The sequence below is a fragment of the Pseudomonas sp. 8Z genome, from assembly GCF_902506535.1.
Classification (GTDB): Bacteria; Pseudomonadota; Gammaproteobacteria; order Pseudomonadales; family Pseudomonadaceae; genus Aquipseudomonas.
The window spans coordinates 562,822-583,723 of the sequence record NZ_LR733827.1; the positions used below are offsets into that span (position 1 = coordinate 562,822).

Genomic DNA, 20,902 nt, shown 5'->3' on the forward strand with positions numbered 1-20,902 from the left:
GGCGTTAGATGGCGCCAATTCATATATATGACTGTATGTATGAGGCGCTGACCCAACAGGTAGTTTTCAACGGACTGTTAACGGGTTCGAACATTCATTCGACAGAGGTACCGCTCCGTGACGTCCCTGCCTTATGCCGGTATCACCGGCATCGACACCCACGCGCACATTTTTCGTCAGGACTTGCCGATGGTGCCTGGCCGCCGCTACAGCCCCGGCTATGACGCCACGGTGGAGCAGTACCTGGCCCATCTCGATGGCTGCAACTTGTCCCATGGCGTGCTGATTCAGCCGAGCTTTCTGGGTACCGACAACCATTACATGGTCGAGGCGCTGCGCCGTTTTCCCGAGCGCCTGCGCGGCGTGGCAGTGGTCGATGCGCGGGTGAGCGATGCCGAGCTGGACGAGTTGGCGGCTGTCGGTGTGGTGGGCGTACGCCTGAATCTGATCGGCAAGGCGCTGGCGGATTACGCAGGTTCGGCTTGGGACAATCTGTTCCGTCGCCTGGCTCAGCGCGGCTGGCAGGTGGAGATCCAGCGCGGTTTCGATGATCTGGTGCTGATCGTCCCGACGATTCTTGATTCCGGCGTTAGTGTGGTGATCGACCATTTCGGCTTGCCCGATGCGGGCGTGCAACTGGACGACCCGCAGCATGACGCCTTCTTCGCGCTGCTCGGCCAGGCGCCGGTGTGGATCAAGCTGTCCGCCGCCTACCGCAGCCAGTCCGACCTGGCCCGCGCCCAAGCCATCGAAGTGCGTCTGCGTGAGGCCTGTGGTGGCGTGGATCGTTTTCTCTGGGGCAGTGATTGGCCCAATACCCAGTTCGAGTCGCAGACCCGTTACGATCAGCAATTCGCGCTGTTCGAGGCCCTGCTACCCAACCCCGAGGAGCGCCGTCGCGTTCTGGTGGATAACCCCGCAACCCTGTTCGGTTTCGCGTAAACGCAGCCGACGCTCACATCAGAACAACAAAAGGAGTCAAACATCATGATGAGCTTGCTCGTCGTCAGCGCGATTGTTCTCGCCGTCGCACTGGGTTACACCACCAAGATCAACATTGGTCTGTTCGCCATCGCCTTCGCCTATCTGCTGGGCTGCTTCGGCATGGGCCTGAGTCCGAGCGACATCATCGGCATGTGGCCGCTGAAGATTTTCTTCGTGATCTTCTCGGTTTGCCTGTTCTACAGCTTCGCTACCGTCAACGGCACCCTGGAGAAACTTGCCGGACATTTGCTGTATCGCTGCCGAGGCGTGCCGCATCTGCTGCCCTATGCCATTTTGATGACATCGGGGGTGATTGCTGCCATGGGCGCGGGTTATTACACCGTACTGGCATTCATGGCGCCGCTGACCCTGCTGCTGTGCCAGCGCACCGGCATGAGCATGATTCTCGGCGGCATGGCGGTGAACTACGGTGCTCTGGCCGGCGCCAACTTCGTCTCCAGCCAGAGCGGCATCATCTTCCGTGGCCTGATGACCAGCGCCGGCATGCCTGAAAGCGAAGCCTTCATCAATGCGCTGGCGATCTTCGCCAGTACGGCGATCATTCCGCTGCTGGTGATTAGTGCTTTCGTTTTCCTCGGTGGCCATGGCCGCAACCTGAAGAATGCGGTGCTCAACGCCGATTTGCCGGAGGCCTTCAACCGTGAGCAGAAACTGACTCTGTTGCTGACCGTGCTGATGATGTTGCTGGTACTGGCTGCGCCGCTGGCGCTGCTGGCGTTCCCGGACAACGCCACGGTCAAGTTCATCAACAGCAAGGTGGATATCGGCCTGATCGCCAGCGTGTTCTCGGTGATCGCGCTGCTGCTCAAGCTCGGTGACGAGCGCAAGGCCATCGCCTCCGTGCCATGGGCCACGCTGATCATGATTTGTGGTGTCGGCATGCTGATTACTGTCGCCATCAAAGCGGGCACCATCGCCGCGCTGTCGTCCTGGATCAGCGGCAACATTGCGCCCGTGATGATCCCGGTGGCCTTCGGTGTGGTCGCGGCGCTGATGTCGATTTTCGCCAGCACACTGGGCGTGGTCACGCCAGCGTTGTTCCCGATGGTGTTGCCGCTGTCGGCCTCAATGTCGATCGACCCGATGATCCTGTTCGTCGCCATCGTGGTCGGTGCCCAGGCTACCTCGATCTCGCCGTTCTCCTCCGGTGGCAGCCTGCTGCTGGGTTCCTGCACGGGAGAGAAGGCACGTGCCACGCTGTTCTCGCAACTGCTGCTGCGCGCCGCGCCTATCGGCTTCGTCGCCGCCATGCTGTTCAACCTGGCGCTGACTTTCCTGTACTGATGTCGCCGCCCGACTGGCTTGCCAGTCGGGCGGCTCGCTACTGCCTCATTTCAAGCGATAGCGCGCCAAATCGTCTTGGCTCAGCAGGTGCAGGCGGCCTTCCGGTACGCGGTAAATGGCTTCGGCCAGGCTGACATTGACGCCCATCTCACGGAAATAGTTGGCCGGGCTCAGAGGTGCACGTGGGCTGGCTACTTGAGCCAGTGCCGAGTCGCCATTGGCGAAGGGCGGGCGACGCAGCGCCACGGCGCCTTTTACCGTGCGCTTGCTACCGGCTGCCAGCAGGTAAATGCAACTGCCCTGGCACAGGCCGTTGGACGGTACCAGTGCTTCGAAGCCGGTTTCACGCAGCAGCCGCCCCATTCGCATGGCTTCGGGCATGCTGCCGCCGAGGCTGTCGAGCAGCATGATCTTGCGCGTGAACTTGCCTGGGTGGGCGCGCAGTGCCTTGAGCAGTGCCTCGTAATCGCCCGGCACGATCTCTTCGGACACCTTTGCCGCCAGCAAGCCATCGTGCACTTCGACCTCCACCTTGGCCGTGGCGTCGATGGCGGTAAGCAGGGCGGTAGCGATCAGGGCGAAGCGCAGCAGTTGGGCGATCATCGAGGGATTCGTGGCAGTGGCTCGGGAGGCAGAAGATACCTGTCGGCGCACTGCCACGCACCTCTCACGTTCGTGGGGTCTTCTGCTGCACGTGCCAGGCCCAGGCGAACAGTGCCAATCCGCACAATGCCGTCGCGGCGCCGATGTAGCCGGTGATCGTCCAGCCCATGCCGGCGCTGATGGCTAGGCCACCGAGCCAGGGACCAAGGGCATTGGCGACATTGAAGGCGGCGTGGTTGGATGCTGCCGCCAGGGTTTGCGCGCCGGTGGCGACATCCATCAGGTGAGTTTGCAGGGCTGGGCCGAGGGCGATCATGGTGCCGAGGACGAAAATCGCCGGCAGGATCGTCCACAGGTTATTGGCCGCCAGGGGGAAGAGCAGTAGAACCAGTGTGCTCCAGGCCAGGATCCAGGCGACTGCACGTAATTGCAGGCGGTCGAACAGCCAGCCGCCAGCACTGTTGCCGATGATGCAGCCGGCACCGAACACGCCCATGGCCAGCGGGATCCAGCCTGCGCTGACCCGAGTGACTTCCAGCAGGGTTGGCGCCATGTAACTGAACACGCAAAACATCCCGGCGAAACCAATCGCACCGATAGCCAGGGCCAGCCAGATTGGCGCGCGGTTGAAGGCGCGCAACTCACCCATCGGGCTGCTGCGTACTTCATCGGGGTCTTTCGGCAGGAAGATCGCCACCATGGCGATGGTGGTGATGGCAATGATGCCGACCAGGGCAAAGGCGTAGCGCCAGCTCATGAACTGGCCGAGCCAGGTGGCCAGCGGGTTGCCGATCAGGATGGCCACGGTCAGACCAGCCAGTACCCGGCTCACGGCTTTGGCGCGTTTGTGTGGTGGCGCCATGGAGGCGGCCAGCAGCATGGCGATGCCGAAGTAGGCACCGTGCGGCAGGCCTGCAATGAAGCGGAAGATCAACAGAGGCTCGTAGCTGGGGGCCAGGGCGCTGGCGAAGTTGCCGAGGGCGAAGCAGCCCATCAACAGCAGAAGCAGGGTGCGCCTGGGCAAGCGCGCGCCGAGCAGGGCCAGTAAGGGGGCGCCGACCACCACGCCGAGGGCGTAGGCGCTGATCACATGGCCGACTTGTGGTTCGCTGACGCCAAGATCAGCAGCGACGTTGGGCATCAGGCCCATGATGGCGAACTCACCGGTGCCGATGGCAAAGCCGCCAAGCGCCAGTGCAAGTTGAATGAGTAAGATCGCGCCAGGCGACAGGGCTGTGGCGGCGCTGGGAGAGTGCTGGTTCATGAAGGACCTGGAGGGAAAAACAGGCGGCGCATTATATTCCCCCAGGCCTGTGCGTTGGTATCGCCAAGCCTTGTGTTGCGGGCTTTATGACGAGTGGTGGGCGTGATTGAAGGCTTTGATGTAATCGACGAATGCGCGCAGTGGCGCCGGTACATGGCGCCGGTTGTGGTAGTAGAGGTAGGGCCCTTCGAAATGCTTCCACCAGTCCTGCAAGAAGGGCTGCAGCTCGCCGCTTTCCAGTTGTGGGCGGATGTACTCTTCGAAGGTGTAAAGAATGCCATGGCCCGCGCATGCGGCAGCGAGCAGCAAATCCGGCGAAGAGCTGATCAGCGGCCCCTTGGGGGTGATGCGCAAGGCATCGTCACCTTGCACGAATACCCAGGTCGCGAGTTTGCCGCTGGCAAAGCGGTTACCGAGCAGTCGATGTGCGTTGAGTTCGCTCGGGTGCTGCGGCGTGCCATGGCGCTCCAGGTAGGAGGGCGCGGCAACGGCCATGAAGCACTGCCGACGCGGCCCGATGGCAATGGCGATCATGTCCTTGTCCAGGCTTTCCTCATAGCGAATCCCGGCGTCATAACCGGCCGCGACCACGTCGACGAAGGTGTTGTCCAGGTTGATTTCCAGGGTGACGCCCGGGTAACGGGTGAGAAAACCATCCAGTAGCGTTGGCAGGATGTGCCGGGCGATGCCTGGTACGTGCAGGCGCAGCGAGCCTACCGGGTGTTGGGGGTCTTCCTGCAGGTCGTTGAGCGCGCTATTGATTTCATCCAGTGCCGGGCGCAGCCGCTCCAGCAGCCGCGCGCCAACCTCGGTGGGGGTCAGGCTGCGGGTGGTACGGTTGAGTAGGCGCACGTCCAGTTCCTCCTCCAGCCTGCGGATGCCGTCGCTCAGTGATGATGGCGACATGCCCAGGCGTTTGGCCGCTCTGCGGAAGCCACCGGCTTCGACCACTGCGGCGAACAGGGCAATATCGGAGAGATTGGGCTGGCGCATGGAGGTGAACCGATTGATGAGCAAACGCCCGATGATGCGTGGCGGTAATCTGTTTGCCAAGCCAGAGGGCACGGTGGCCGACGTGCATGTGTTGCATAACAAGTCGGCGCAATAAGCTTGGGTAATCGTGATGGTGATTTTGCGCTGCACGGGGTTTGTATGCGTGCCTATTGGCTTAGCGCGATTGCCGCGCAGCATCACCGATTGCTTACAAGGCCCCGTGCTCTGTCGCAGCCAGTGCAGCGCATCCGCCAGTGAACTCCAGGGCTGTGTAATGTGAGCGCTGGTTGGGGCGTTGTGTAATACCCGGTAACTGTCCGCCTGAACGTATGCACTGTTCGGTTGGGGGTGGCTTATCCAAAAAAGTTTCTGTCCGCACCTTATATCCCGGCGTCGGCGTTTGGCTCGGCGCAACGAGCTAACGGATATGAGGAAATCCCCGATGAGTAAACACCATGAGAGCAGACAAGGGCATACGCGTCGCGAGACTTTGAAGCTGTTTGGGGTAGTAGGTGGCGGGCTGGCTCTGCACGGTGTGATGGGCGCAATACCGTCGCTGGCCTGGGCAAGTGAAGGTGATATTGCAAACTGGCAAGCTGCGGATATGCCGTCGCTCAAGGGTAAGCGGATGCTGGTCACTGGTGGCAGCAGTGGTATTGGCTTTGAAACCGCACTGGGGCTGAGCCGCGCCAGTGCGCAGGTGATTATCGCGGCACGTAACCCGCAGCGTGGTGCGCAGAGCATCGAGCAGATCCGCGCGCAGGTGCCGGGTGCCAACCTGCGTTTCGAGCCGTTGGATCTGGCCGACTTGGCGTCGGTGCGGGCATTGGCGCAGCGCCTGAACGACGAAGGCGAGCCTATTGATGTGTTGGTCAATAACGCCGCGATCATGGCGGTGCCGCAGCGTGAGGTGTCGCGTGATGGCTTCGAGATGCAGTTGGCAACCAACTATCTCGGTCATTTTGCGCTGACTGGGCAGCTTCTGCCGACACTGCGCAAGTCTTCCGATGCGCGTGTGGTGAGCCTGGCCAGTATTGCCGTGCACCGTGGGCGTATGGACTTCTCTGACTTGCAGGCTGAACGCAACTACAACCCGCTTGCTGTCTATGCCCAATCGAAGTTGGCTTGCCTGATGATGGCCATGGAACTGCAGCGGCGTAGCACCGCCAATAATTGGGGCGTGCTCAGTGTCGCTGCGCATCCGGGGGTGGCGGTGACTGAACTGGTCGAGCGTGGCCCAGGGTTGGAGAGTGAGTTCGGCCGTCAGTGGGCGAAGGATCTTGAGGTCTATCATTCCGCTGCGCAGGGGGCATTGTCGTCGCTGTACACGGCGTCGATGCCAGGTGTTGAGGGTGGTCGCTACTATGGCCCGACCGGTGCCGATGAAAAACGTGGCCCTCTGGGGCTGGCCAAGGTGCCAGCGACGGCCAATGCTGATGACGCTGCCCGCTTGTGGGCAGAGGCAGAGCGCCTGACCGGCGTTCGTTACGGCTGAGTGTGACGGTGCGCCGTCAAGGCGCACCCCTTTGAGGTAGTTCTGATGTCATCGTTGACCCTGTCGCAGCGTGTGGCCATAGCCATCAACGCGCAAGGCCACGAGCTATGGCCGGCTATTGCCGGCTTTGGCTTGTTCTTCAGCCTGTTCTCAGGCTATTTCATGCTGCGACCGATTCGTGAGTCGATGGGCATTATGGCCGGGGTGGAACACCTGCAGTGGTTGTTCACCGCGACCTTCGTGGTGATGCTGCTGGCGGTTCCGCTGTTCGCCTGGCTCAACTCGCGGGTGCCGCGTCTGCATTTCATTGACTGGGTGTACGGTTTTTTCGCCCTGAATCTGCTGCTCTTCGCTGTCTTGTTTCTCGCTCGTGATGAGAGCGTATGGCTCGCGCGCGGCTTCTATGTGTGGATTTCGGTCTACAACCTGTTCGTGGTTTCGGTGGCCTGGAGTTTGATGGCCGATGTCTTCGACAGTGAGCAGTCCAAGCGTCTGTTCGCCTTCATCGCTGCGGGCGCCAGTGTCGGTGGTCTGGCCGGGCCTGCGCTCAGTGCGCTGCTGGTAGGCGTAGTTGGCCCCTCGGGTTTGATGTTGCTGGCAGCACTTTTGCTGGCTGCGGCATTGCTGCTCAAGCAGGTGTTGATGCGCTGGCGCGAGCAGGGCGGTGCTGGGCGTGCAGGTGCTGCGCGTACAGAAAGCCCACGGCAACCGGTGCCGGGCAATCCCTTCAGTGGTATGACCCGTGTACTGGCCTCGCCGTACCTGTTGGGCATCGCTGGTTTCGTGATTTTGTTGGCCACGGCCAGCACCTTTCTCTACTTCGAGCAGGCGCGTCTGGTCGCCGAGTTGTTCCCGCAGCGCGATGATCAGGTGCGTGTATTTGGCGTGATCGATTTCGTGGTGCAGGCCGGTGCGTTGTTGTCACAGTTATTCATCACCGGGCGTATTGCCCGGCGCATGGGGATCCGGGTGCTACTGGCCTGTGTGCCGCTGTTGGTGTGCGTGGGCTTTGTCGGTTTGGCGCTGATGCCGACCTTCGCCATGCTGGCTGCGCTGATGATCGTGCGTCGGGTGGGGGAATATGCCTTCGTCCGTCCTGGACGCGAGATGCTATTCGCCCCGCTGGATGCCGAGAGTAAATACAAGGCGAAGAACTTCATCGATACCGTGGTCTATCGCGCTGGCGATGCCATGAGCGGCTGGCTCAAGAGTCTGCTGGACATGGTGGCCCAAGGCGCCTGGTTGGTGGCGCTGGTTGGCGCCGCGTGCGCGGCGCTGTGGGGGTTGCTTGGCTGGTATCTGGGCGCTCAGGCCGATGACAAGGCCAGCGCCCGGCAGGGTGTCGCACAAACCTAGTCAAAAGGCGCAGGAGCGAAGTGTTCGGCTCCTGCGCGGGCGTTCAGGTGCGGGCGGGGATGTTCAGCCCGCGCTGTACCGCCGGGCGGGCGAGGAAAGCATCGAGCACGCGGCGTACATTGCCGAAGCGTTCGAACTGCACCAACTCGTCGGCTTTGTAGAAATCCACCAGGCAACGTACCCAGGGCAGCACGGCGATATCGGCGATGCTGTAGTCACCCATGATCCAGTCGCGGCCCTGCAGGCGCTGATCGAGTACGCCGAGCAGGCGCGCCGATTCGGCGACATAGCGATCACGCGGGCGCTTGTCCTCGTATTCGGCACCGGCGAATTTATGGAAGAAGCCCAACTGGCCGAACATCGGCCCGACTCCGCCCATCTGCCACATCAGCCACTGCAGGGTTTCGTAGCGTGCCGCTGGTTCTTCGGCGAGCAACTGGCCGGTTTTCTCCGCCAGGTAGACGAGGATGGCACCTGACTCGAACAGCGCCAGCGGCTGACCGCCGGGGCCGTTCGGATCGAGGATGGCGGGAATTTTGTTGTTCGGCGTCAGCGAGAGAAATTCCGGGCTGAACTGCTCGTTGCGCTCGAAACTGACCAGATGCGGCTCGTAGGCCAGGCCGGTTTCCTCAAGCATGATCGAAACCTTGACCCCATTGGGTGTCGGCAGCGAGTAGAGCTGCAGGCGTTCGGGATCGGTTGCTGGCCATTTGTGGGTGATGGGGTAGCTGGAGAGATCGGTCATGGGATGTCCTTGAGTGCAGTTTCGCTTAACTATGGGGGCAGTGGCGTTGTCGGTTCCCATCGGGGTATGTTGCGCCCCTCAGAACCACGCACAGGGAGCGCCTTCATGAGCCTGATCGGCCAGTACGATACCGACAACATCTTCGCCAAGATCATCCGTGGCGAAGCGCCCTGCTTCAAGATCTATGAGGACGAAGACGTTTTGGCGTTCCTCGACCTGTTTCCGCAATCCTATGGCCATAGCCTGGTGATTCCCAAGCGCGCTGCGGCACGCAACATTCTCGAAATCGACTCGGACAATCTGGCCAAGGTCACAGCAGCGGTGCAGAAGGTGGCGCGCGCGCTGGTCGACGAGCTGCAGCCGGCCGGTGTTCAGGTGGCGCAGTTCAACGGTGCGCCGGCTGGGCAGACCGTCTTTCACCTGCACATGCATGTGATCCCGCGCTTCGACGGCGAGGGGCTCGGCATTCATGCGGCGAACAAGGCCGACCCGGTAGAGTTGGAAAAACTTCAGGCGCGCCTGAGCAAGCGACTCCAGGGTTAAATGGAACGGGCGCCTTTTAAGGCGCCCGTTTCATTCGGCTCAACCATTCTGGCTGCTCTTGCCGCCCCATTCGAGATAACGCACTTTGTGCAGTTCGCCTTGGCTGTCGCGGTACACCATGATGGTCGGCACTACACCGCTCTTGCCGGAGTTGTCGGTACGTTCCAGTACGCTGGCGACATCCAGTTGCATGCCGTAGTGATAGTTCTCCACGGGGATACCGTGGCCAGCCTTGCCGACGTCTTCGGCAAACGCCATGGGAGCCAAGCTGGAAATGACAGCGGAAACGACGGTTGCGATTTTCATGAGTGAGACTCCAATCGATTACGCCGCGGTCTTGGGTGTGCGGCGGGTACGGGACAGATGAAACCACCGCGTTGCACAGGGCAGAAATCGAAGCGCCTGCTAGTTGGCATCAGTGACATCGATGGCACTTGCTCTGTGCATTGCGTACGCCAATACTCAGGGCGCACTTGAGATGCCCTTGGAGGGCTACATGCGTTCCTTTCTTTTCGCTGTACCGCTGCTGCTGTTGGCGGGTTGTTCTTCGTTTCGCGCCGACCCTGAGCATGTTCGCCCCGTGCCGGAAGATCGCCTGCTGGCTTTCCAGCAGGCTGAGGCAAGTGGCGCGCATATCGTGGTTACGCGTGATTTTGGTCTGATGGGTGGCGGCTGCTATGTCGCCATCGAGGTCGACCGCAAGGTCGCCGCGCGTATCGGGGTTGGCGAAGAGGCGCGCTTTGAGGTGCCGCCGGGTACGCGCGTGGTCGGTATTACCCCTGATCGCATGGATGACACCCTGTGTGGCATGGGGCGTCTGCTGCGTGAGGTGGCCGTACCGATTGAGGCTGGGCAAACCCAGCAATTGCGAATCGTCAGCCAGAACAAGGGCGGTTTCGACATCCTGCTCGATGACCCGAGCAAGCGCTAGTCGCCGCTGACCCGCTCGCTGTGTGGGGCGCTGATGGGCGCCACTTCGCAGCCTTTGAGCACCAGACGGATGATGGTCTGTGCGGCGGTTTCGTAGTCGGCGTCATCCAGTGTGGCCTTGCCGGTGACTGCGGAAATCTGCCAGTCGAAGTCGGCGTAGGTCTGCGTCGCCGCCCAGATGCTGAACAGCAGATGGTGTGGATCAACCTTGGCCATCAGGCCCTGGTCGATCCAGCGCTGGATGCACGCAATGTTGTGGCTGGCCTGCGCGTTCAATTGCTCGGTTTGTTGTGCCGAGAGGTGCGGTGCGCCGTGCATGATTTCGCTGGCGAAGACCTTGGAGGCATGTGGCAATTCACGGGAAATGCGGATCTTGGTGCGGATATAGGCGGTAAGCACCTCAGCCGGATGGCCGGGCGAGTTGAATGGCGCGGAGGCGGCGAGCAAGGGCTCGACGATGCTTTCCAGCACCTCGCGGTAGAGGTTTTCCTTGGACTTAAAGTAGTAATAGACGTTGGGCTTGGGCAGGCCTGCCTTGGCGGCAATATCGCTGGTCTTGCTGGCGGCGAAGCCTTTGTCGGCGAATTCTTCGCTGGCTGCGCGTAGAATCAGCTCTTTGTTACGCTCGCGAATACTGGTCATAAGCCCTTGCGTGTCGATCTGCCATCCGCCGGTCAGCGAAGGGTCGGCATGGTAGCACCGGCCTCGCGCGCCGCTCAAGCGAGCGGCCATGGGGCTTTGGCGGCTTCTTTGACCTTTGGGTCAGATGCCGATGTACAGGAAATCGCATTTCTGTTTCCATCGCACATTTTGCCGTGCGTGCGCGCTAGGCCTTCGAACCGAACGGAGATTTTTCATGACCACCCCCCAGCTTGTCGATCCGTTCGGCCGCCACATCACGTACTTGCGTTTATCGGTTACCGATCGTTGTGATTTTCGCTGCACCTACTGCATGAGCGAGGACATGGTGTTCGCCCCGCGTGCGCAGATCCTCAGCTTGGAAGAGCTCTATACCGTGGCCGATGCCTTTATCGGCCTGGGTGTGAAGCGTATTCGTGTCACTGGTGGTGAGCCTTTGGTGCGCAAGAACCTGCTCAGCCTGCTGCAGCGTCTGGGGCAGCGTGAAGAGCTGGAGGATCTGGCCATTACCACCAATGGTTCGCAGTTGGCCGAGCTGGCGCCGCAGTTGCGTGCTGCGGGGGTCAAGCGGCTGAACATCAGCCTGGACTCTTTGCAGCGTGAGCGCTTCGCCGCGTTCACCCGTCGCGATCGCCTGGATCAGGTGCTGGCCGGTATCGAGGCGGCGCGTACGGCGGGCTTTGCCCGGATCAAGCTCAACTGCGTGGTGCAGAGCGGGCGCAACGATGATGAAGTGCTGGATATGGTCGAGTTCGCCATGGCGCGCGGCTTGGATGTCAGCTTTATCGAAGAGATGCCCCTGGGTGGCGTGGTCAGTCATAGCCGCGAGCAAACCTTCTGCAGCAGCGACGAAGTGCGTCAGCGTATCGAGCAGCGTCATGCACTGGTGCGTAGCAGCGCCACCACAGGCGGCCCGTCGCGTTATTGGCAGGTGGCTGGCAGCGATACGCGTATCGGGTTCATCTCACCGCACAGCCATAACTTCTGTGGCGACTGCAACCGGGTGCGGGTCACCGCCGAGGGTAAACTAGTGCTGTGCCTGGGGCATGACGACGCGCTGGATCTCAAACGTCTGCTGCGCGCTCATCCGGGCGATACCGAGCGCCTGCGTCAGGCGTTGATTGATGCACTGCGTCTCAAGCCGCAGCAGCACCACTTCTCTACCGACGAACAGGTGCAGGTGGTGCGCTTCATGAGTGTGACCGGCGGCTGAGGCAGCCGCCGCTTGCGCGTCGGTGCTTGGTTTTACACCGTGGCATCAGCGCCTTTCAGCGCTCGTGCCTGGCCACGCATCAGACCATAGTGCAGCAGCGCGCCGAGCAGTGCGCCGAGTAGCCAGGCATAGCCAGACAGTTGGCCGAGTGCCGGTACCCAGACGGTGGCAACGGAAAACACCGAGGCGATGACGAAGGCCAGCAGTGCCTTGCGGTTCCAGCCGCCATCGAAGTAGTAGGCGCTGCCGACTTCGGCACTGAACAGTTGCTGCAGATCGAGCTGGCGGCGACGTACCAGGTAGTAGTCGGCGACGATGATGCCGTACAGCGGCGCAAGCACGGCGCCCAGGGTGTCGACGAAGGCGGCGATGCCGACGTTGCTGATGAAGGCTACCCACAGCGCGCCGATGAAAAAGGCGATGGCAGCCGTGATGAAGCCGCCGGTGCGAGCGCTGATATGCGCCGGTGCCAGATTGGCCAGGTCATAGGCTGGCGGAATGAAGTTGGCCACCAGATTGATGCCCACGGTGGCGGCGAAGAAGGTCAGTGCGGCGATGATGGTCAGGCTCAGGTTATCCACGCGCGCCACGATATCGGTGGGATTGGTCAGCGTCTCGCCGAATACCACCACGGTGCCGGCAGTGATGACCAGGGCGATCAGCGAGAAGAACGCCAGGCTTACCGGCAGGCCGAGAAAGTTGCCGATGGTCATTTGCTTTTCGCTTTTGACGAAGCGGGCAAAGTCGCCGTAGTTGATCACCACTGCTGCGAAGTAGGCCACCATGGTGCCGACCACGGCGAAGAACGCGGCCACTGGGCCGGCCTTGTACTCACCCGTACCGCTGAAGATATTGCCCAGCTCACTGAGCAGGCTCGGCCCGGCCTGATACCAGATGATGCCCATGAGCGCGATCATCACCACGTACACCAGTGGCCCGGCCCAGTTGAGGAAGCGGGTGATCCAGCTCATGCCGCAGATGAACAGCCCGACTTGAAACAGGCAGACCAGTGCATACGACAGCCAGCCGATGGCGGTCAGGCCCAGGTATAGCTGCGGTGCTTCGGGTTGCAGCAGCGAATTAAGCAAGAGGGCGACGGCGGTTGAGGCGAAGTAGGTCTGCACGCCGTACCAGAAAATAGCGACGATGCCGCGTACCAGGGCTGGGAAGTTGGCGCCGCGTACGCCCATGCTGGCGCGAGCGAAGACGGGGAAGGGAATGCCGTACTTGACGCTCGGTTTACCGGTCAGTTGCACCAGACCCATGACGATGAAGCCGGCCAGGATGATGCCCGCCAGCACCGCCCAGCCATTGAGGCCGTAAGAGATGAACAAGGTTGCAGCGAGGGTGTAGCCGAACAGGCTCTGGATGTCGTTGGACCAGACGTTGAAGATCTCGAACCAGCCCCAGGTGCGTTTTTCCGGCGCCAGGGGAGCGAGATCTTCGTTATGCAGCGTAGGGTCGATGTGCGTGATGCGAAACTCTTCGGCGGTGGACATAGACAGCTCCCTGATGGCTCTTGTGCCGCAACGGCGTGAGGAGCTTTGGTTGCAGGTTTTGTTCCATTTGTTGTGAGTCATTGAATTTTTGTTTGTATACAATTTTTATGGCGTATGAAGAGCAATAAACTTCTGTATTTGATGCAGTTTCTCTGCTCACACGTGCGGCTGGCAGACTGCGCTGCACATCATTTGGCAGGCGGGATGGGTGTTACGGAGAGCATTTTTGCGCTTTTACGGAGCACAGCAGGTGTTACTGCATCCGGCTAGTGCAGGCTGGATGCCCGCACCATGAGGTACGGGCAGGCGGGGGGTCAGCGGGGGTAGAGCGGTGGCAGCGGCGTGCTTTCCTGAGGTGTGCTGCTGGGCTCCTGCGCGGTGGGCAGGCTGCGGATCGCCTTCCACAGTTCCTCTCCTTGCCACTGCTGGCTGGTTTCGCTGTATAGCGCGCCGTTGAGGCCATCGAGGGCATCGGACAGCGGCACGTAGCGAGCCGCCATGTCGGCCAGGGTTTCCGGCTGCTGGCGAGCCCAGGCATCGAGGGCATGGCGGGTGGCCTGGGCATCACCGGCCAGGCAGGCGCGTTTGAGATCGTCGAGCAGGGTGCGTGGGCTAGGGCCGCTCTGTGCGGCGCGTTGAATGGCCGGTTGCCGCCGTGCATGCCACCACAGGCCGAAGCCGAGAAGGGTAGTCAGAGCAAGCAGGGCTGAGGTCAGTTGCCATGGCCACAGTAGCGGACTTTCAGCTTGATCGTGCTCGACCGGGATGGCGCTGACCGGCTCGTCTGGCTGTAGGGCTGGGTTGTCCTTGACCTGCAGCGTCCGGGCGGCGAGGGTGGTGCGCTCCAGGCTGTCGGTCTGGGTGTTCCACCACACCACCTGCAGGGCCGGCAGTTCGACGGTACCGCTGCGGCTTGGTACCAGCGCTTCGCGATCCTCACGGCTGCCGAGCATGCCGTTGTCGCTGGGCTGGTCATTGAGCTGTGGTTGATCCGGGTAGCGTCGCAGACCATCGACCTGGGTAGCTGGCAGTGGTGGGAGCTGTGCGCTGGACAGGCCGTCGACCTTGAGGATCAGGCGGCGGGTCAGCGAATTGCCGACTTCGGCCTGATCTGGTTGTGGGTTCCAGCTTTCGGCCAGACCCAGCGCCCGCGCGGGCAGCCAGGGTGCGTCAGCCGGGTAGTCAGCAGGTTTGGGGCGAACCTGCAAGGGGATATCCGGCGATTTGACGCGTGAGATGCGTCCGGGGCGCGGGCCGAATGGATTGAAGTCATTGTCGTTGCCGCGCTGGGCCAGCGTGGCGCTGAATACCTGGCCGGGAATGGTTAGCTTGCCGCTGCGCTGCGGGTAGATCGCATAGCGCACCTCGATCACCCCATGGCGTACGCCGCCGATATCTTTCTCGTAGGTACGTGGCTCGCCCAGGCGCTCGACACGGGCATCGCTGATCTGCAGCGGGGTCAGGCTGCTGTCGTCATATAGCGAGACGGAGTGGTAGATGCGCAGGGTGAGCACGGCTTGCGCCTGCACGTAGACGCTTTCCTGATCGAGGCTGGCGTCGATGAATACCGGTGCCAGCTTCTCGCCTTGGCCTGCTTTGTTCGCGGCTTCGATCTGCAGGGTAATGGGCAGGGTTTCGGCGTCTTCCAGGCGTATCGGAGGGATCTGTACCTGGCCGCTGCGCTTGGGTTGTAGGGTCAGAATCCAGCGGGTGGCGGCGCGCGGTGTATCGCCGAGGGTGGTCAGGCGATTGACCTGGCGGCTACCGAGGATCTCGAAGTCAGCTTCCAGTGGGGTGAAATCGGGGCGCCCGAAACGGGTCGGGTCGGTGGACTCCAGGGTCAGCACGACCGTTTCACCTTCGCTTAGGTGAGTCCGGTCAACGCTGGCGAAGAAGGCATCGGCGCGAGCTGCTGTGGCTAGCAGCATGAGCAATAGCAAGGTGAGAAGCGGTTGCAGGGCGCCTCTGAAGATTGCTGCGCTGAGATTTTTAGCCGGGCCCTTCATCGGGGTCGCTCCTGACGCTGTTGCTGTTCGTACCAGAATTTACGCCGTAGCAGCTCGCCCGGATCGTCCGGGATCTGCCGTAGCCATTGCTCCATCGCTTGGCGGCGCTCCTGTGCCGTGCCCAGTTCCTCCTCGCTCAGTTGTTGCGCGGGGCCTTGCTCGGCGGTTGATGTGTCCGGGCTGAGCTGAGCCTGTTGGCCTGGTGTGTCCTCGGTGCTCTGTGTGGCGCTGTTGCTGTCTGCAGTGTTGTCGTTCTTGGCCGGGGTGTCGGACGGCTTGGGCGGTGCGTCTGGGCTGTTCGTATCCTGGCTGGCTGCGCTTTGGTTCGGCTGTTCTTGGGGCGCTGCTGGTTGTTGCTGCGCTTCACTGCCCTTGGACTCCGAGGGCGATGCCTGGCGTTGGCGCAGGGCTTGTTCGACCAGTGTTTTGTTGTGTTGGGCCACGGCCAGATCGGGCTGGCGTTCCAGGGCCTGATCATAGGCGTCCAGCGCGGCTTCCAGCTCTCCAGACTTGGCCAGGGCGTTGCCGCGGTTGTAGTGGTCTTGGGCGGTATCGCCTTTGGCGAAGCGCTCGGCTGCAGCGGCGTAATCACCAGCCTCGAACAGGGCCTTGCCTTGCCATTGCGGATTCTCGAAGTGTTGCGCCGCTTCTTGCGCTCGTTGTGCCTCAAGCAAGCGCGCCCCTTGCTGATCCGGGCGCAGCCAGAGGTCATCGAAGTCGAAGGCGTAGCTCGTCTGTGGCGGCAGTAGGAAGAGCAACGGCAGCACCAGTAGCCAGCCGCGTCTGCTGGCGCAGGCTGCGAGCAGTAATAGCGGCAGGAGCAGCCAGTAACCCTGATCGATGCGGGCGTCGAGCTGCGTGGATTCACTGGCGTCGTGCATCGTCTGCGGGCTGTCGAGTAGGCCAAGGCGGCGTAGGTCGTCGTCATCCAGGCGGATTTGCGTGTAGCGGCCTGCGTTGTTCGCTGCGAATTGGCGCAGGCCTCGGGCGTCGAGGCGCGGAATGATAATGGCGCCGCGTTCATCCTTGAGAAAACTGCCGCCTTCTTGTACCACCGGCCCACCTTCGCGGGTGCCGACGCCGAGAATCAGCAGCGGAGTAGGGCGTTGGCTGAGAGCGTCGGTTATGCCTTCACGCTCCTGTTCACTCAGGCTGCTGGTAATCAGCAGCAGGCGGCCTTTACCCAGTTGCGCTTGTTCCAGCAGTTGCAGGGCGCGCTCTACGGCCAGATCAGCACGTTGTCCGGCTTCGGGCATCAAGGAAGGTTTGAGTGCTTCGAGCAGGTTATTGCTGGTCGCTAGATCGTCGGAAAGTGGCACCAGGCTGTGTGCGCTGCCGGCATAGACGACGATCGCTGTCTGCGCATCGCGGCGTGCTTCGAGCAAATCCAGCAGCTTGCGCCGTGCGTGTTCCAGGCGCGTTGGCGGGGTGTCGCTGGCGAGCATGCGCGGGGTCAGTTCGAGCACTACGACCAGCGGGTCAGCCGGTTTTTGATTGCTTTGCTGCGCCTGTTGCCAGCTCGGGCCGACCAGGGCCAGCACGGCGAGCAACCAGGCTAGGCCAAGGAGTATCCAGGGCAGACGGCTACCGCGCCCGTTGCCGCCTTGCAGCAGCACAGCATGGAAGGCCGCCGGTAGCAATTGCTGCCAACGTCCGCTTTGGCGTTCGCGGTGCCATAGGCGCCAGAGCAGCCAGGCAAGCAGGGGCAGGGCGAGCAGCCATAGGGGGCGCAACCATTCGGGCCAGAGCAGGCTCATCGGCGCCACCGTAAATGTTGTTGCCAGTCGGGCCAGAGCGTGCGGCTGGCCAGTAGCAGGCTGCCGAGCAGCGCCAGCGTCAGCGGCCAGGTGTACAGGGCCAGGGCTGGGCGGGCGAGGATGGGTTGCTGAGCGACGGGCTCAAGGCGGTCGAGGGACGCTTCGATTTGCTCCAGCTCGCTCTGGCTACGTGCGCGGAAATACTCGCCGCCTGTGCTGTCGGCGATGCCGCGCAAGGTCGGTTCGTCGAGATCCAGCCCGCTGCTGAAGCCGAAGGTGCCGAGCACGCCGTTTTGCTGCGGGTCGGCGCCGATGCCGATGGTATAGATGCGTACGCCTGCCTCGGCGGCCAGGCGTGCAGCGGTCATCGGCTCCAATGCGCCGCCATTGCTGGCGCCATCCGTTACCAATACCAGCACGCGACTGTCGGCGGGGCGCTGACGCAGACGTTTGACGGCTAGGCCGATGGCATCACCAATGGCGGTGTTCTTGCCGGCAATGCCGATCAGCGCTTCGTCCAGCCAGGTGCGTACAGTGTGGCGGTCGAAGGTCAGCGGTGCTTGCAGGTAGGCTTGGCTGCCGAACAGGATCAGGCCGACGCGGTCGCCACGACGGCCTTCGATGAAGCCACCGAGCAAGCGCTTGACCAACTCCAGACGGCTGATGGGCTCGTCGTCCCATTGCATGTCGGCATAGTCCATGGAACCCGATACATCCACCGCCAGCAGCAGATCGCGGCCGCTGGCCGGCAATGGCAGTGGCTCGCCGACCCACTGCGGGCGTGCGGCGGCGCACAGCAACAGCAGCCAGATCGCCACCAGTGGTGCCTGCTGGCGCCAGCCTGGCAGGGCGGCGCGGGCGCGGCGGCCGCTCAAGGCTTGCAACTCGTCGAGAAAGCCGACACGCAGGGCCGCATCACCGCTGTCGGCGGCCGGCAACAGGTAGCGCAGCAGCCAGGGCAGCGGCGCGAGCAGGAAGATCCACGGCCAGGCGAACTCAAACATGCTTGCGAATCCAGGTGGCGATGGCCTGGTCGAGCTCGTCGACGGCCTTGTCGTTCAGGGTGCATTGCGGCTTGTAGGCGCCTTCGACGAGGATCATCCAGCGTGTCAGCCCAGCAGCCGGGCAGCGGTTGTCGAGGAAGGCCAACCAGGCGCGGCTGCTCAGCACATGGCTGGCGGCATCAGGGTAGCGTTCGCGGCACAGGCGCTTGAGCAGGCCGTTGAGCTGCTGCAGCCAGAGCCCGGCAGGCGCGCCGTCATAGGGTTTACGCAGTTGCTGCAGCTCCTGCAGGGCGGCCTGGCGCAGGCTGTCCAGCGGCTGTTGCGCGGCCACGCGCACTGGCCGTGCGCGCAGGCGTCGCAGCAGGCGCCAGGCGCCCCAGGCCAGTAGCGGCAGCAGGGCCGCGAGCAGCCACCAGCCTGGCGCAGGCGGCCACCAGGGCACCGGCGCAGGATCGATCAACGGCTGCAACTGGTCGAGTGGGTTCATGGCGCCTTTCTCGGGTGCTGGGCGCTCAGTTGCTCCTGCAACTGTTCGATCAGTTCGAACTGGGTGCTCAGCGGCAGCAAGGGCACGCCAAGCTTCTGCGCCAGGCGTTGCCAGCGTGCTTCGCGCGCCTGGGCTTGGCTTCGGTAATGCTGGCGCAGGCTGTCGTTGTGGCTGTCGACTTCCAGTTGCGCGCCGCCCTGGGTGAAACGCAGCAGGCCAGCGGCGGGCAGGGCGTGGTCGAGCGGGTCGGACAGTGGCAGCAACAGCAGGTCGGTGTGGCGGGCGAGCAGGCTCAGTTGCTGTTCGGCGTTGTCGTTCAGCGCGCGTTCGTCGCACAGCACGATCACCAGGCTGCCGGGGCGCAGCACTTCGCGGGCGCGGCGCAGGGCCAGGCCAAAGGTGTCGCGAGCCGTTGCAGCGCTGCCATCCGGGCTCAGCGCGTGGTTGGCGCGGGCCAGCAGGTTGAGCAGTTGCAGCAAGCTCTGCTTGCTGCGGCGAGGCTTGACCTCGTGGTGCTCGTTGTCGGCGAACACCAGGCCGCCGATGCGGTCGTTGTGGCCCAGCGCAGCCCAGCCGATCAGCGCGGCGGCGCGGGCCGCCAGTACCGACTTGAAGCACTGGCCGGAGCCGAAGAACAGGCGCTGGCTCTGTTCAGCGATGATGAAGATGGGGCGCTCGCGCTCCTCGTGGAACAGCTTGGTGTGTGGCTCCTGGGTGCGCGCGGTGACGCGCCAGTCGATGGTGCGTACGTCGTCGCCGGGCTGGTAGACACGCACCTGGTCGAAGTCCACGCCACGCCCGCGCAGGCGCGAGTGGTGCAGGCCGATCAGCGGGCTGCGCCGCGCCGGTGTGGAGAACAGTGGCACCTCATGCACCTTGTGGCGCATGTCGATCAACTCGGCGAGGGCGATATGGATGCCAGCTTGCAGCTTGTGGCTTGCCGCGTGCGGCTGCATCTAGGCCACCGCCACCACGTCGAGGATGCGCTGGATCACGCGATCCTGGTCGATACCCGAGGCTTCGGCCTCGAACGAGAGGATGATGCGGTGGCGCAGCACGTCGAACAGCACCGCCTGGATGTCCTCGGGGCTGACGAAGTCGCGCCCGGCCAGCCAGGCGTGCGCGCGCGCGCAGCGATCCAGCGAAATGGAGCCACGTGGGCTCGCGCCGTAGGCGATCCATTCGGCCAGCTCGGCATCGAACTTGGCTGGGGTGCGGCTGGCCATCACCAGTTGCACCAGGTATTCCTCCACGGCATCGGCCATGTACAGGCCGAGGGTTTCCTTGCGTGCGGCGAAGATCGCCTGCTGGCTGACCCGGTGCTCGGGTTTGGCCTCACCGTTGAGCGCATCGCCACGGGCCTGAGCGAGGATCTTGCGTTCCACGGCGGCATCGGGGAAACCGATCTTCACGTGCATCAGAAAGCGGTCGAGCTGCGCTTCGGGCAGCGGGTAGGTGCCCTCCTGCTCGATGGGGTTCTGCGTGGCCATGACTAGGAACAGCGGCGACAAATCATAAGTCGAGCGACCTACCGAGACCTGGCGCTCGGCCATGGCTTCGAGCAGCGCTGATTGCACCTTGGCCGGAGCGCGGTTGATTTCGTCAGCCAGCACCAGGTTGTGGAAGATCGGTCCCTGCTGGAACACGAAACTGCCGGTTTCCGGCCGATAGATCTCGGTGCCGGTGATGTCCGCCGGAAGCAGATCCGGGGTGAACTGGATACGGTGGAATTCACCTTCGATGCCTTCGGCCAGCTCCTTGATTGCTTTGGTTTTGGCCAGGCCGGGCGCACCCTCGACCAGCAAGTGGCCGTCGGCGAGCAGCGCCACCAGCAAGCGGTCGATCAGGCGATCCTGACCGAGAATCTGAGTGGAGAGAAATTGGCGTAACGCGACCAGCGCTTCACGGTGTTCCATCGTCGGACTCTTGTGGGATGGGCAAGGGCGGTTGCCATCTTGCAGGCAGGCCGACGACTTTAATCCATTTGCCGCGTCAGCCGCTATGCATGGTGCTGTCAGAGCGGGGCAGGCGCTTGCAATTTGTGTCGCGGCTGACGCCATGCCCAGGCTTTAGCTGCAT

20 protein-coding genes are annotated in these 20,902 nt (G+C 62.6%); 7 read left to right on the forward strand and 13 right to left on the reverse strand.

Going from position 1 to position 20,902, the window contains the following annotated elements; translation table 11 throughout:
• Nucleotides 1-117 precede the first annotated feature (117 nt).
• Nucleotides 118-942, forward strand: coding sequence for an amidohydrolase (locus AERO9A_RS15265; RefSeq protein ID WP_159972793.1), 825 nt, complete (start codon nucleotides 118-120; stop codon nucleotides 940-942).
• Between the two features lie 45 nt (nucleotides 943-987).
• Nucleotides 988-2,289, forward strand: coding sequence for an SLC13 family permease (locus AERO9A_RS15270; protein WP_159972794.1), 1,302 nt, complete (start codon nucleotides 988-990; stop codon nucleotides 2,287-2,289).
• A 45-nt stretch (nucleotides 2,290-2,334) separates the two neighbouring features.
• Here AERO9A_RS15270 and AERO9A_RS15275 read toward each other — a convergent pair whose 3' ends face one another.
• From AERO9A_RS15275 to AERO9A_RS15285, 3 genes are all read right to left on the reverse strand, one after another.
• Nucleotides 2,335-2,892 (reverse strand): hypothetical protein, encoded by a 558-nt coding sequence (locus AERO9A_RS15275; protein WP_159972795.1) that lies wholly within the window; start codon nucleotides 2,890-2,892, stop codon nucleotides 2,335-2,337.
• Nucleotides 2,893-2,956: 64 nt separating this feature from the next.
• Nucleotides 2,957-4,156: an MFS transporter gene (locus AERO9A_RS15280; RefSeq protein ID WP_159972796.1), complete on the reverse strand. Its 1,200-nt coding sequence runs from the start codon at nucleotides 4,154-4,156 to the stop codon at nucleotides 2,957-2,959.
• Nucleotides 4,157-4,240: 84 nt separating this feature from the next.
• Nucleotides 4,241-5,149, reverse strand: coding sequence for a LysR family transcriptional regulator (locus AERO9A_RS15285; protein ID WP_159972797.1), 909 nt, complete (start codon nucleotides 5,147-5,149; stop codon nucleotides 4,241-4,243).
• Nucleotides 5,150-5,591: 442 nt separating this feature from the next.
• Between AERO9A_RS15285 and AERO9A_RS15290 the strand changes: the two genes are divergently transcribed.
• Both AERO9A_RS15290 and AERO9A_RS15295 read left to right on the forward strand, forming a co-directional pair.
• On the forward strand, nucleotides 5,592-6,644 hold the full coding sequence (locus AERO9A_RS15290) for an SDR family oxidoreductase (RefSeq protein ID WP_159972798.1): 1,053 nt from the start codon (nucleotides 5,592-5,594) through the stop codon (nucleotides 6,642-6,644).
• Between the two features lie 45 nt (nucleotides 6,645-6,689).
• Nucleotides 6,690-8,000 carry an NTP/NDP exchange transporter gene (locus AERO9A_RS15295; RefSeq protein WP_159972799.1) on the forward strand — a complete coding sequence of 437 codons (1,311 nt, stop codon included), beginning with the start codon at nucleotides 6,690-6,692 and terminating at the stop codon, nucleotides 7,998-8,000.
• A gap of 43 nt (nucleotides 8,001-8,043) precedes the next feature.
• Here the strand turns inward: AERO9A_RS15295 and AERO9A_RS15300 are convergent, their stop codons facing one another.
• On the reverse strand, nucleotides 8,044-8,745 hold the full coding sequence (locus AERO9A_RS15300; protein ID WP_159972800.1) for a glutathione S-transferase N-terminal domain-containing protein: 702 nt from the start codon (nucleotides 8,743-8,745) through the stop codon (nucleotides 8,044-8,046).
• A 105-nt stretch (nucleotides 8,746-8,850) separates the two neighbouring features.
• On the opposite strand from AERO9A_RS15300, the gene AERO9A_RS15305 reads away from it, so the two are divergent.
• On the forward strand, nucleotides 8,851-9,288 hold the full coding sequence (locus AERO9A_RS15305; protein WP_159972801.1) for an HIT family protein: 438 nt from the start codon (nucleotides 8,851-8,853) through the stop codon (nucleotides 9,286-9,288).
• 39 nt (nucleotides 9,289-9,327) lie between these two features.
• Here AERO9A_RS15305 and AERO9A_RS15310 read toward each other — a convergent pair whose 3' ends face one another.
• Nucleotides 9,328-9,594 carry a DUF2790 domain-containing protein gene (locus AERO9A_RS15310; protein ID WP_159972802.1) on the reverse strand — a complete coding sequence of 89 codons (267 nt, stop codon included), beginning with the start codon at nucleotides 9,592-9,594 and terminating at the stop codon, nucleotides 9,328-9,330.
• A gap of 190 nt (nucleotides 9,595-9,784) precedes the next feature.
• Here AERO9A_RS15310 and AERO9A_RS15315 point away from each other — a divergent pair, with 190 nt between their 5' ends.
• Nucleotides 9,785-10,219 (forward strand): 3-isopropylmalate dehydratase, encoded by a 435-nt coding sequence (locus tag AERO9A_RS15315; protein WP_159972803.1) that lies wholly within the window; start codon nucleotides 9,785-9,787, stop codon nucleotides 10,217-10,219.
• Here AERO9A_RS15315 and AERO9A_RS15320 read toward each other — a convergent pair.
• The gene (locus AERO9A_RS15320; protein ID WP_159972804.1) at nucleotides 10,216-10,860 is read right to left on the reverse strand and encodes a TetR/AcrR family transcriptional regulator; all 645 of its coding nucleotides are present in this window, start codon (nucleotides 10,858-10,860) and stop codon (nucleotides 10,216-10,218) included. The two genes, AERO9A_RS15315 and AERO9A_RS15320, sit on opposite strands and share 4 nt — an antisense overlap.
• A gap of 214 nt (nucleotides 10,861-11,074) precedes the next feature.
• Between AERO9A_RS15320 and moaA the strand changes: the two genes are divergently transcribed.
• Nucleotides 11,075-12,070, forward strand: coding sequence for a GTP 3',8-cyclase MoaA (gene moaA, locus AERO9A_RS15325; protein WP_159972805.1), 996 nt, complete (start codon nucleotides 11,075-11,077; stop codon nucleotides 12,068-12,070).
• Between the two features lie 32 nt (nucleotides 12,071-12,102).
• On the opposite strand, the gene AERO9A_RS15330 is transcribed toward moaA, so the two are convergent.
• The 7 genes from AERO9A_RS15330 to AERO9A_RS15360 all read right to left on the reverse strand — a co-directional run bounded on the left by AERO9A_RS15330 (nucleotide 12,103) and on the right by AERO9A_RS15360 (nucleotide 20,739).
• Nucleotides 12,103-13,569 (reverse strand): NCS1 family nucleobase:cation symporter-1, encoded by a 1,467-nt coding sequence (locus AERO9A_RS15330; RefSeq protein ID WP_159972806.1) that lies wholly within the window; start codon nucleotides 13,567-13,569, stop codon nucleotides 12,103-12,105.
• A 314-nt stretch (nucleotides 13,570-13,883) separates the two neighbouring features.
• Nucleotides 13,884-15,575: a BatD family protein gene (locus tag AERO9A_RS15335; RefSeq protein ID WP_159972807.1), complete on the reverse strand. Its 1,692-nt coding sequence runs from the start codon at nucleotides 15,573-15,575 to the stop codon at nucleotides 13,884-13,886.
• Nucleotides 15,572-17,332 (reverse strand): VWA domain-containing protein, encoded by a 1,761-nt coding sequence (locus tag AERO9A_RS15340; protein WP_159972808.1) that lies wholly within the window; start codon nucleotides 17,330-17,332, stop codon nucleotides 15,572-15,574. Before AERO9A_RS15340 ends, AERO9A_RS15335 begins: the two co-directional genes overlap by 4 nt.
• Entirely contained in the window at nucleotides 17,329-18,336 is a 1,008-nt protein-coding gene (locus AERO9A_RS15345; RefSeq protein ID WP_159972809.1) for a VWA domain-containing protein, read from the reverse strand. The genes AERO9A_RS15340 and AERO9A_RS15345 overlap by 4 nt, the downstream gene beginning before the upstream one ends.
• Nucleotides 18,329-18,823, reverse strand: coding sequence for a DUF4381 domain-containing protein (locus AERO9A_RS15350; RefSeq protein ID WP_159972810.1), 495 nt, complete (start codon nucleotides 18,821-18,823; stop codon nucleotides 18,329-18,331). The genes AERO9A_RS15345 and AERO9A_RS15350 overlap by 8 nt, the downstream gene beginning before the upstream one ends.
• Entirely contained in the window at nucleotides 18,820-19,779 is a 960-nt protein-coding gene (locus tag AERO9A_RS15355; RefSeq protein WP_159972811.1) for a DUF58 domain-containing protein, read from the reverse strand. Before AERO9A_RS15355 ends, AERO9A_RS15350 begins: the two co-directional genes overlap by 4 nt.
• Nucleotides 19,780-20,739: a MoxR family ATPase gene (locus AERO9A_RS15360; RefSeq protein ID WP_159972812.1), complete on the reverse strand. Its 960-nt coding sequence runs from the start codon at nucleotides 20,737-20,739 to the stop codon at nucleotides 19,780-19,782.
• Nucleotides 20,740-20,902 lie beyond the last annotated feature (163 nt).

What these genes read in the sequence shown, in the direction of transcription:
- AERO9A_RS15270 (WP_159972794.1), top strand. Translation starts at nt 988, where the DNA reads ATGATGAGCTTGCTCGTCGTCAGCGCGATTGTTCTCGCCGTCGCACTG.
- AERO9A_RS15275 (WP_159972795.1), bottom strand. Translation starts at nt 2,892, where the DNA reads ATGATCGCCCAACTGCTGCGCTTCGCCCTGATCGCTACCGCCCTGCTT.
- AERO9A_RS15280 (WP_159972796.1), bottom strand. Translation starts at nt 4,156, where the DNA reads ATGAACCAGCACTCTCCCAGCGCCGCCACAGCCCTGTCGCCTGGCGCG.
- AERO9A_RS15285 (WP_159972797.1), bottom strand. Translation starts at nt 5,149, where the DNA reads ATGCGCCAGCCCAATCTCTCCGATATTGCCCTGTTCGCCGCAGTGGTC.
- AERO9A_RS15290 (WP_159972798.1), top strand. Translation starts at nt 5,592, where the DNA reads ATGAGTAAACACCATGAGAGCAGACAAGGGCATACGCGTCGCGAGACT.
- AERO9A_RS15295 (WP_159972799.1), top strand. Translation starts at nt 6,690, where the DNA reads ATGTCATCGTTGACCCTGTCGCAGCGTGTGGCCATAGCCATCAACGCG.
- AERO9A_RS15300 (WP_159972800.1), bottom strand. Translation starts at nt 8,745, where the DNA reads ATGACCGATCTCTCCAGCTACCCCATCACCCACAAATGGCCAGCAACC.
- AERO9A_RS15305 (WP_159972801.1), top strand. Translation starts at nt 8,851, where the DNA reads ATGAGCCTGATCGGCCAGTACGATACCGACAACATCTTCGCCAAGATC.
- AERO9A_RS15310 (WP_159972802.1), bottom strand. Translation starts at nt 9,594, where the DNA reads ATGAAAATCGCAACCGTCGTTTCCGCTGTCATTTCCAGCTTGGCTCCC.
- AERO9A_RS15315 (WP_159972803.1), top strand. Translation starts at nt 9,785, where the DNA reads ATGCGTTCCTTTCTTTTCGCTGTACCGCTGCTGCTGTTGGCGGGTTGT.
- AERO9A_RS15320 (WP_159972804.1), bottom strand. Translation starts at nt 10,860, where the DNA reads ATGACCAGTATTCGCGAGCGTAACAAAGAGCTGATTCTACGCGCAGCC.
- moaA (WP_159972805.1), top strand. Translation starts at nt 11,075, where the DNA reads ATGACCACCCCCCAGCTTGTCGATCCGTTCGGCCGCCACATCACGTAC.
- AERO9A_RS15330 (WP_159972806.1), bottom strand. Translation starts at nt 13,569, where the DNA reads ATGTCCACCGCCGAAGAGTTTCGCATCACGCACATCGACCCTACGCTG.
- AERO9A_RS15335 (WP_159972807.1), bottom strand. Translation starts at nt 15,575, where the DNA reads ATGAAGGGCCCGGCTAAAAATCTCAGCGCAGCAATCTTCAGAGGCGCC.
- AERO9A_RS15340 (WP_159972808.1), bottom strand. Translation starts at nt 17,332, where the DNA reads ATGAGCCTGCTCTGGCCCGAATGGTTGCGCCCCCTATGGCTGCTCGCC.
- AERO9A_RS15345 (WP_159972809.1), bottom strand. Translation starts at nt 18,336, where the DNA reads ATGTTTGAGTTCGCCTGGCCGTGGATCTTCCTGCTCGCGCCGCTGCCC.
- AERO9A_RS15350 (WP_159972810.1), bottom strand. Translation starts at nt 18,823, where the DNA reads ATGAACCCACTCGACCAGTTGCAGCCGTTGATCGATCCTGCGCCGGTG.
- AERO9A_RS15355 (WP_159972811.1), bottom strand. Translation starts at nt 19,779, where the DNA reads ATGCAGCCGCACGCGGCAAGCCACAAGCTGCAAGCTGGCATCCATATC.
- AERO9A_RS15360 (WP_159972812.1), bottom strand. Translation starts at nt 20,739, where the DNA reads ATGGAACACCGTGAAGCGCTGGTCGCGTTACGCCAATTTCTCTCCACT.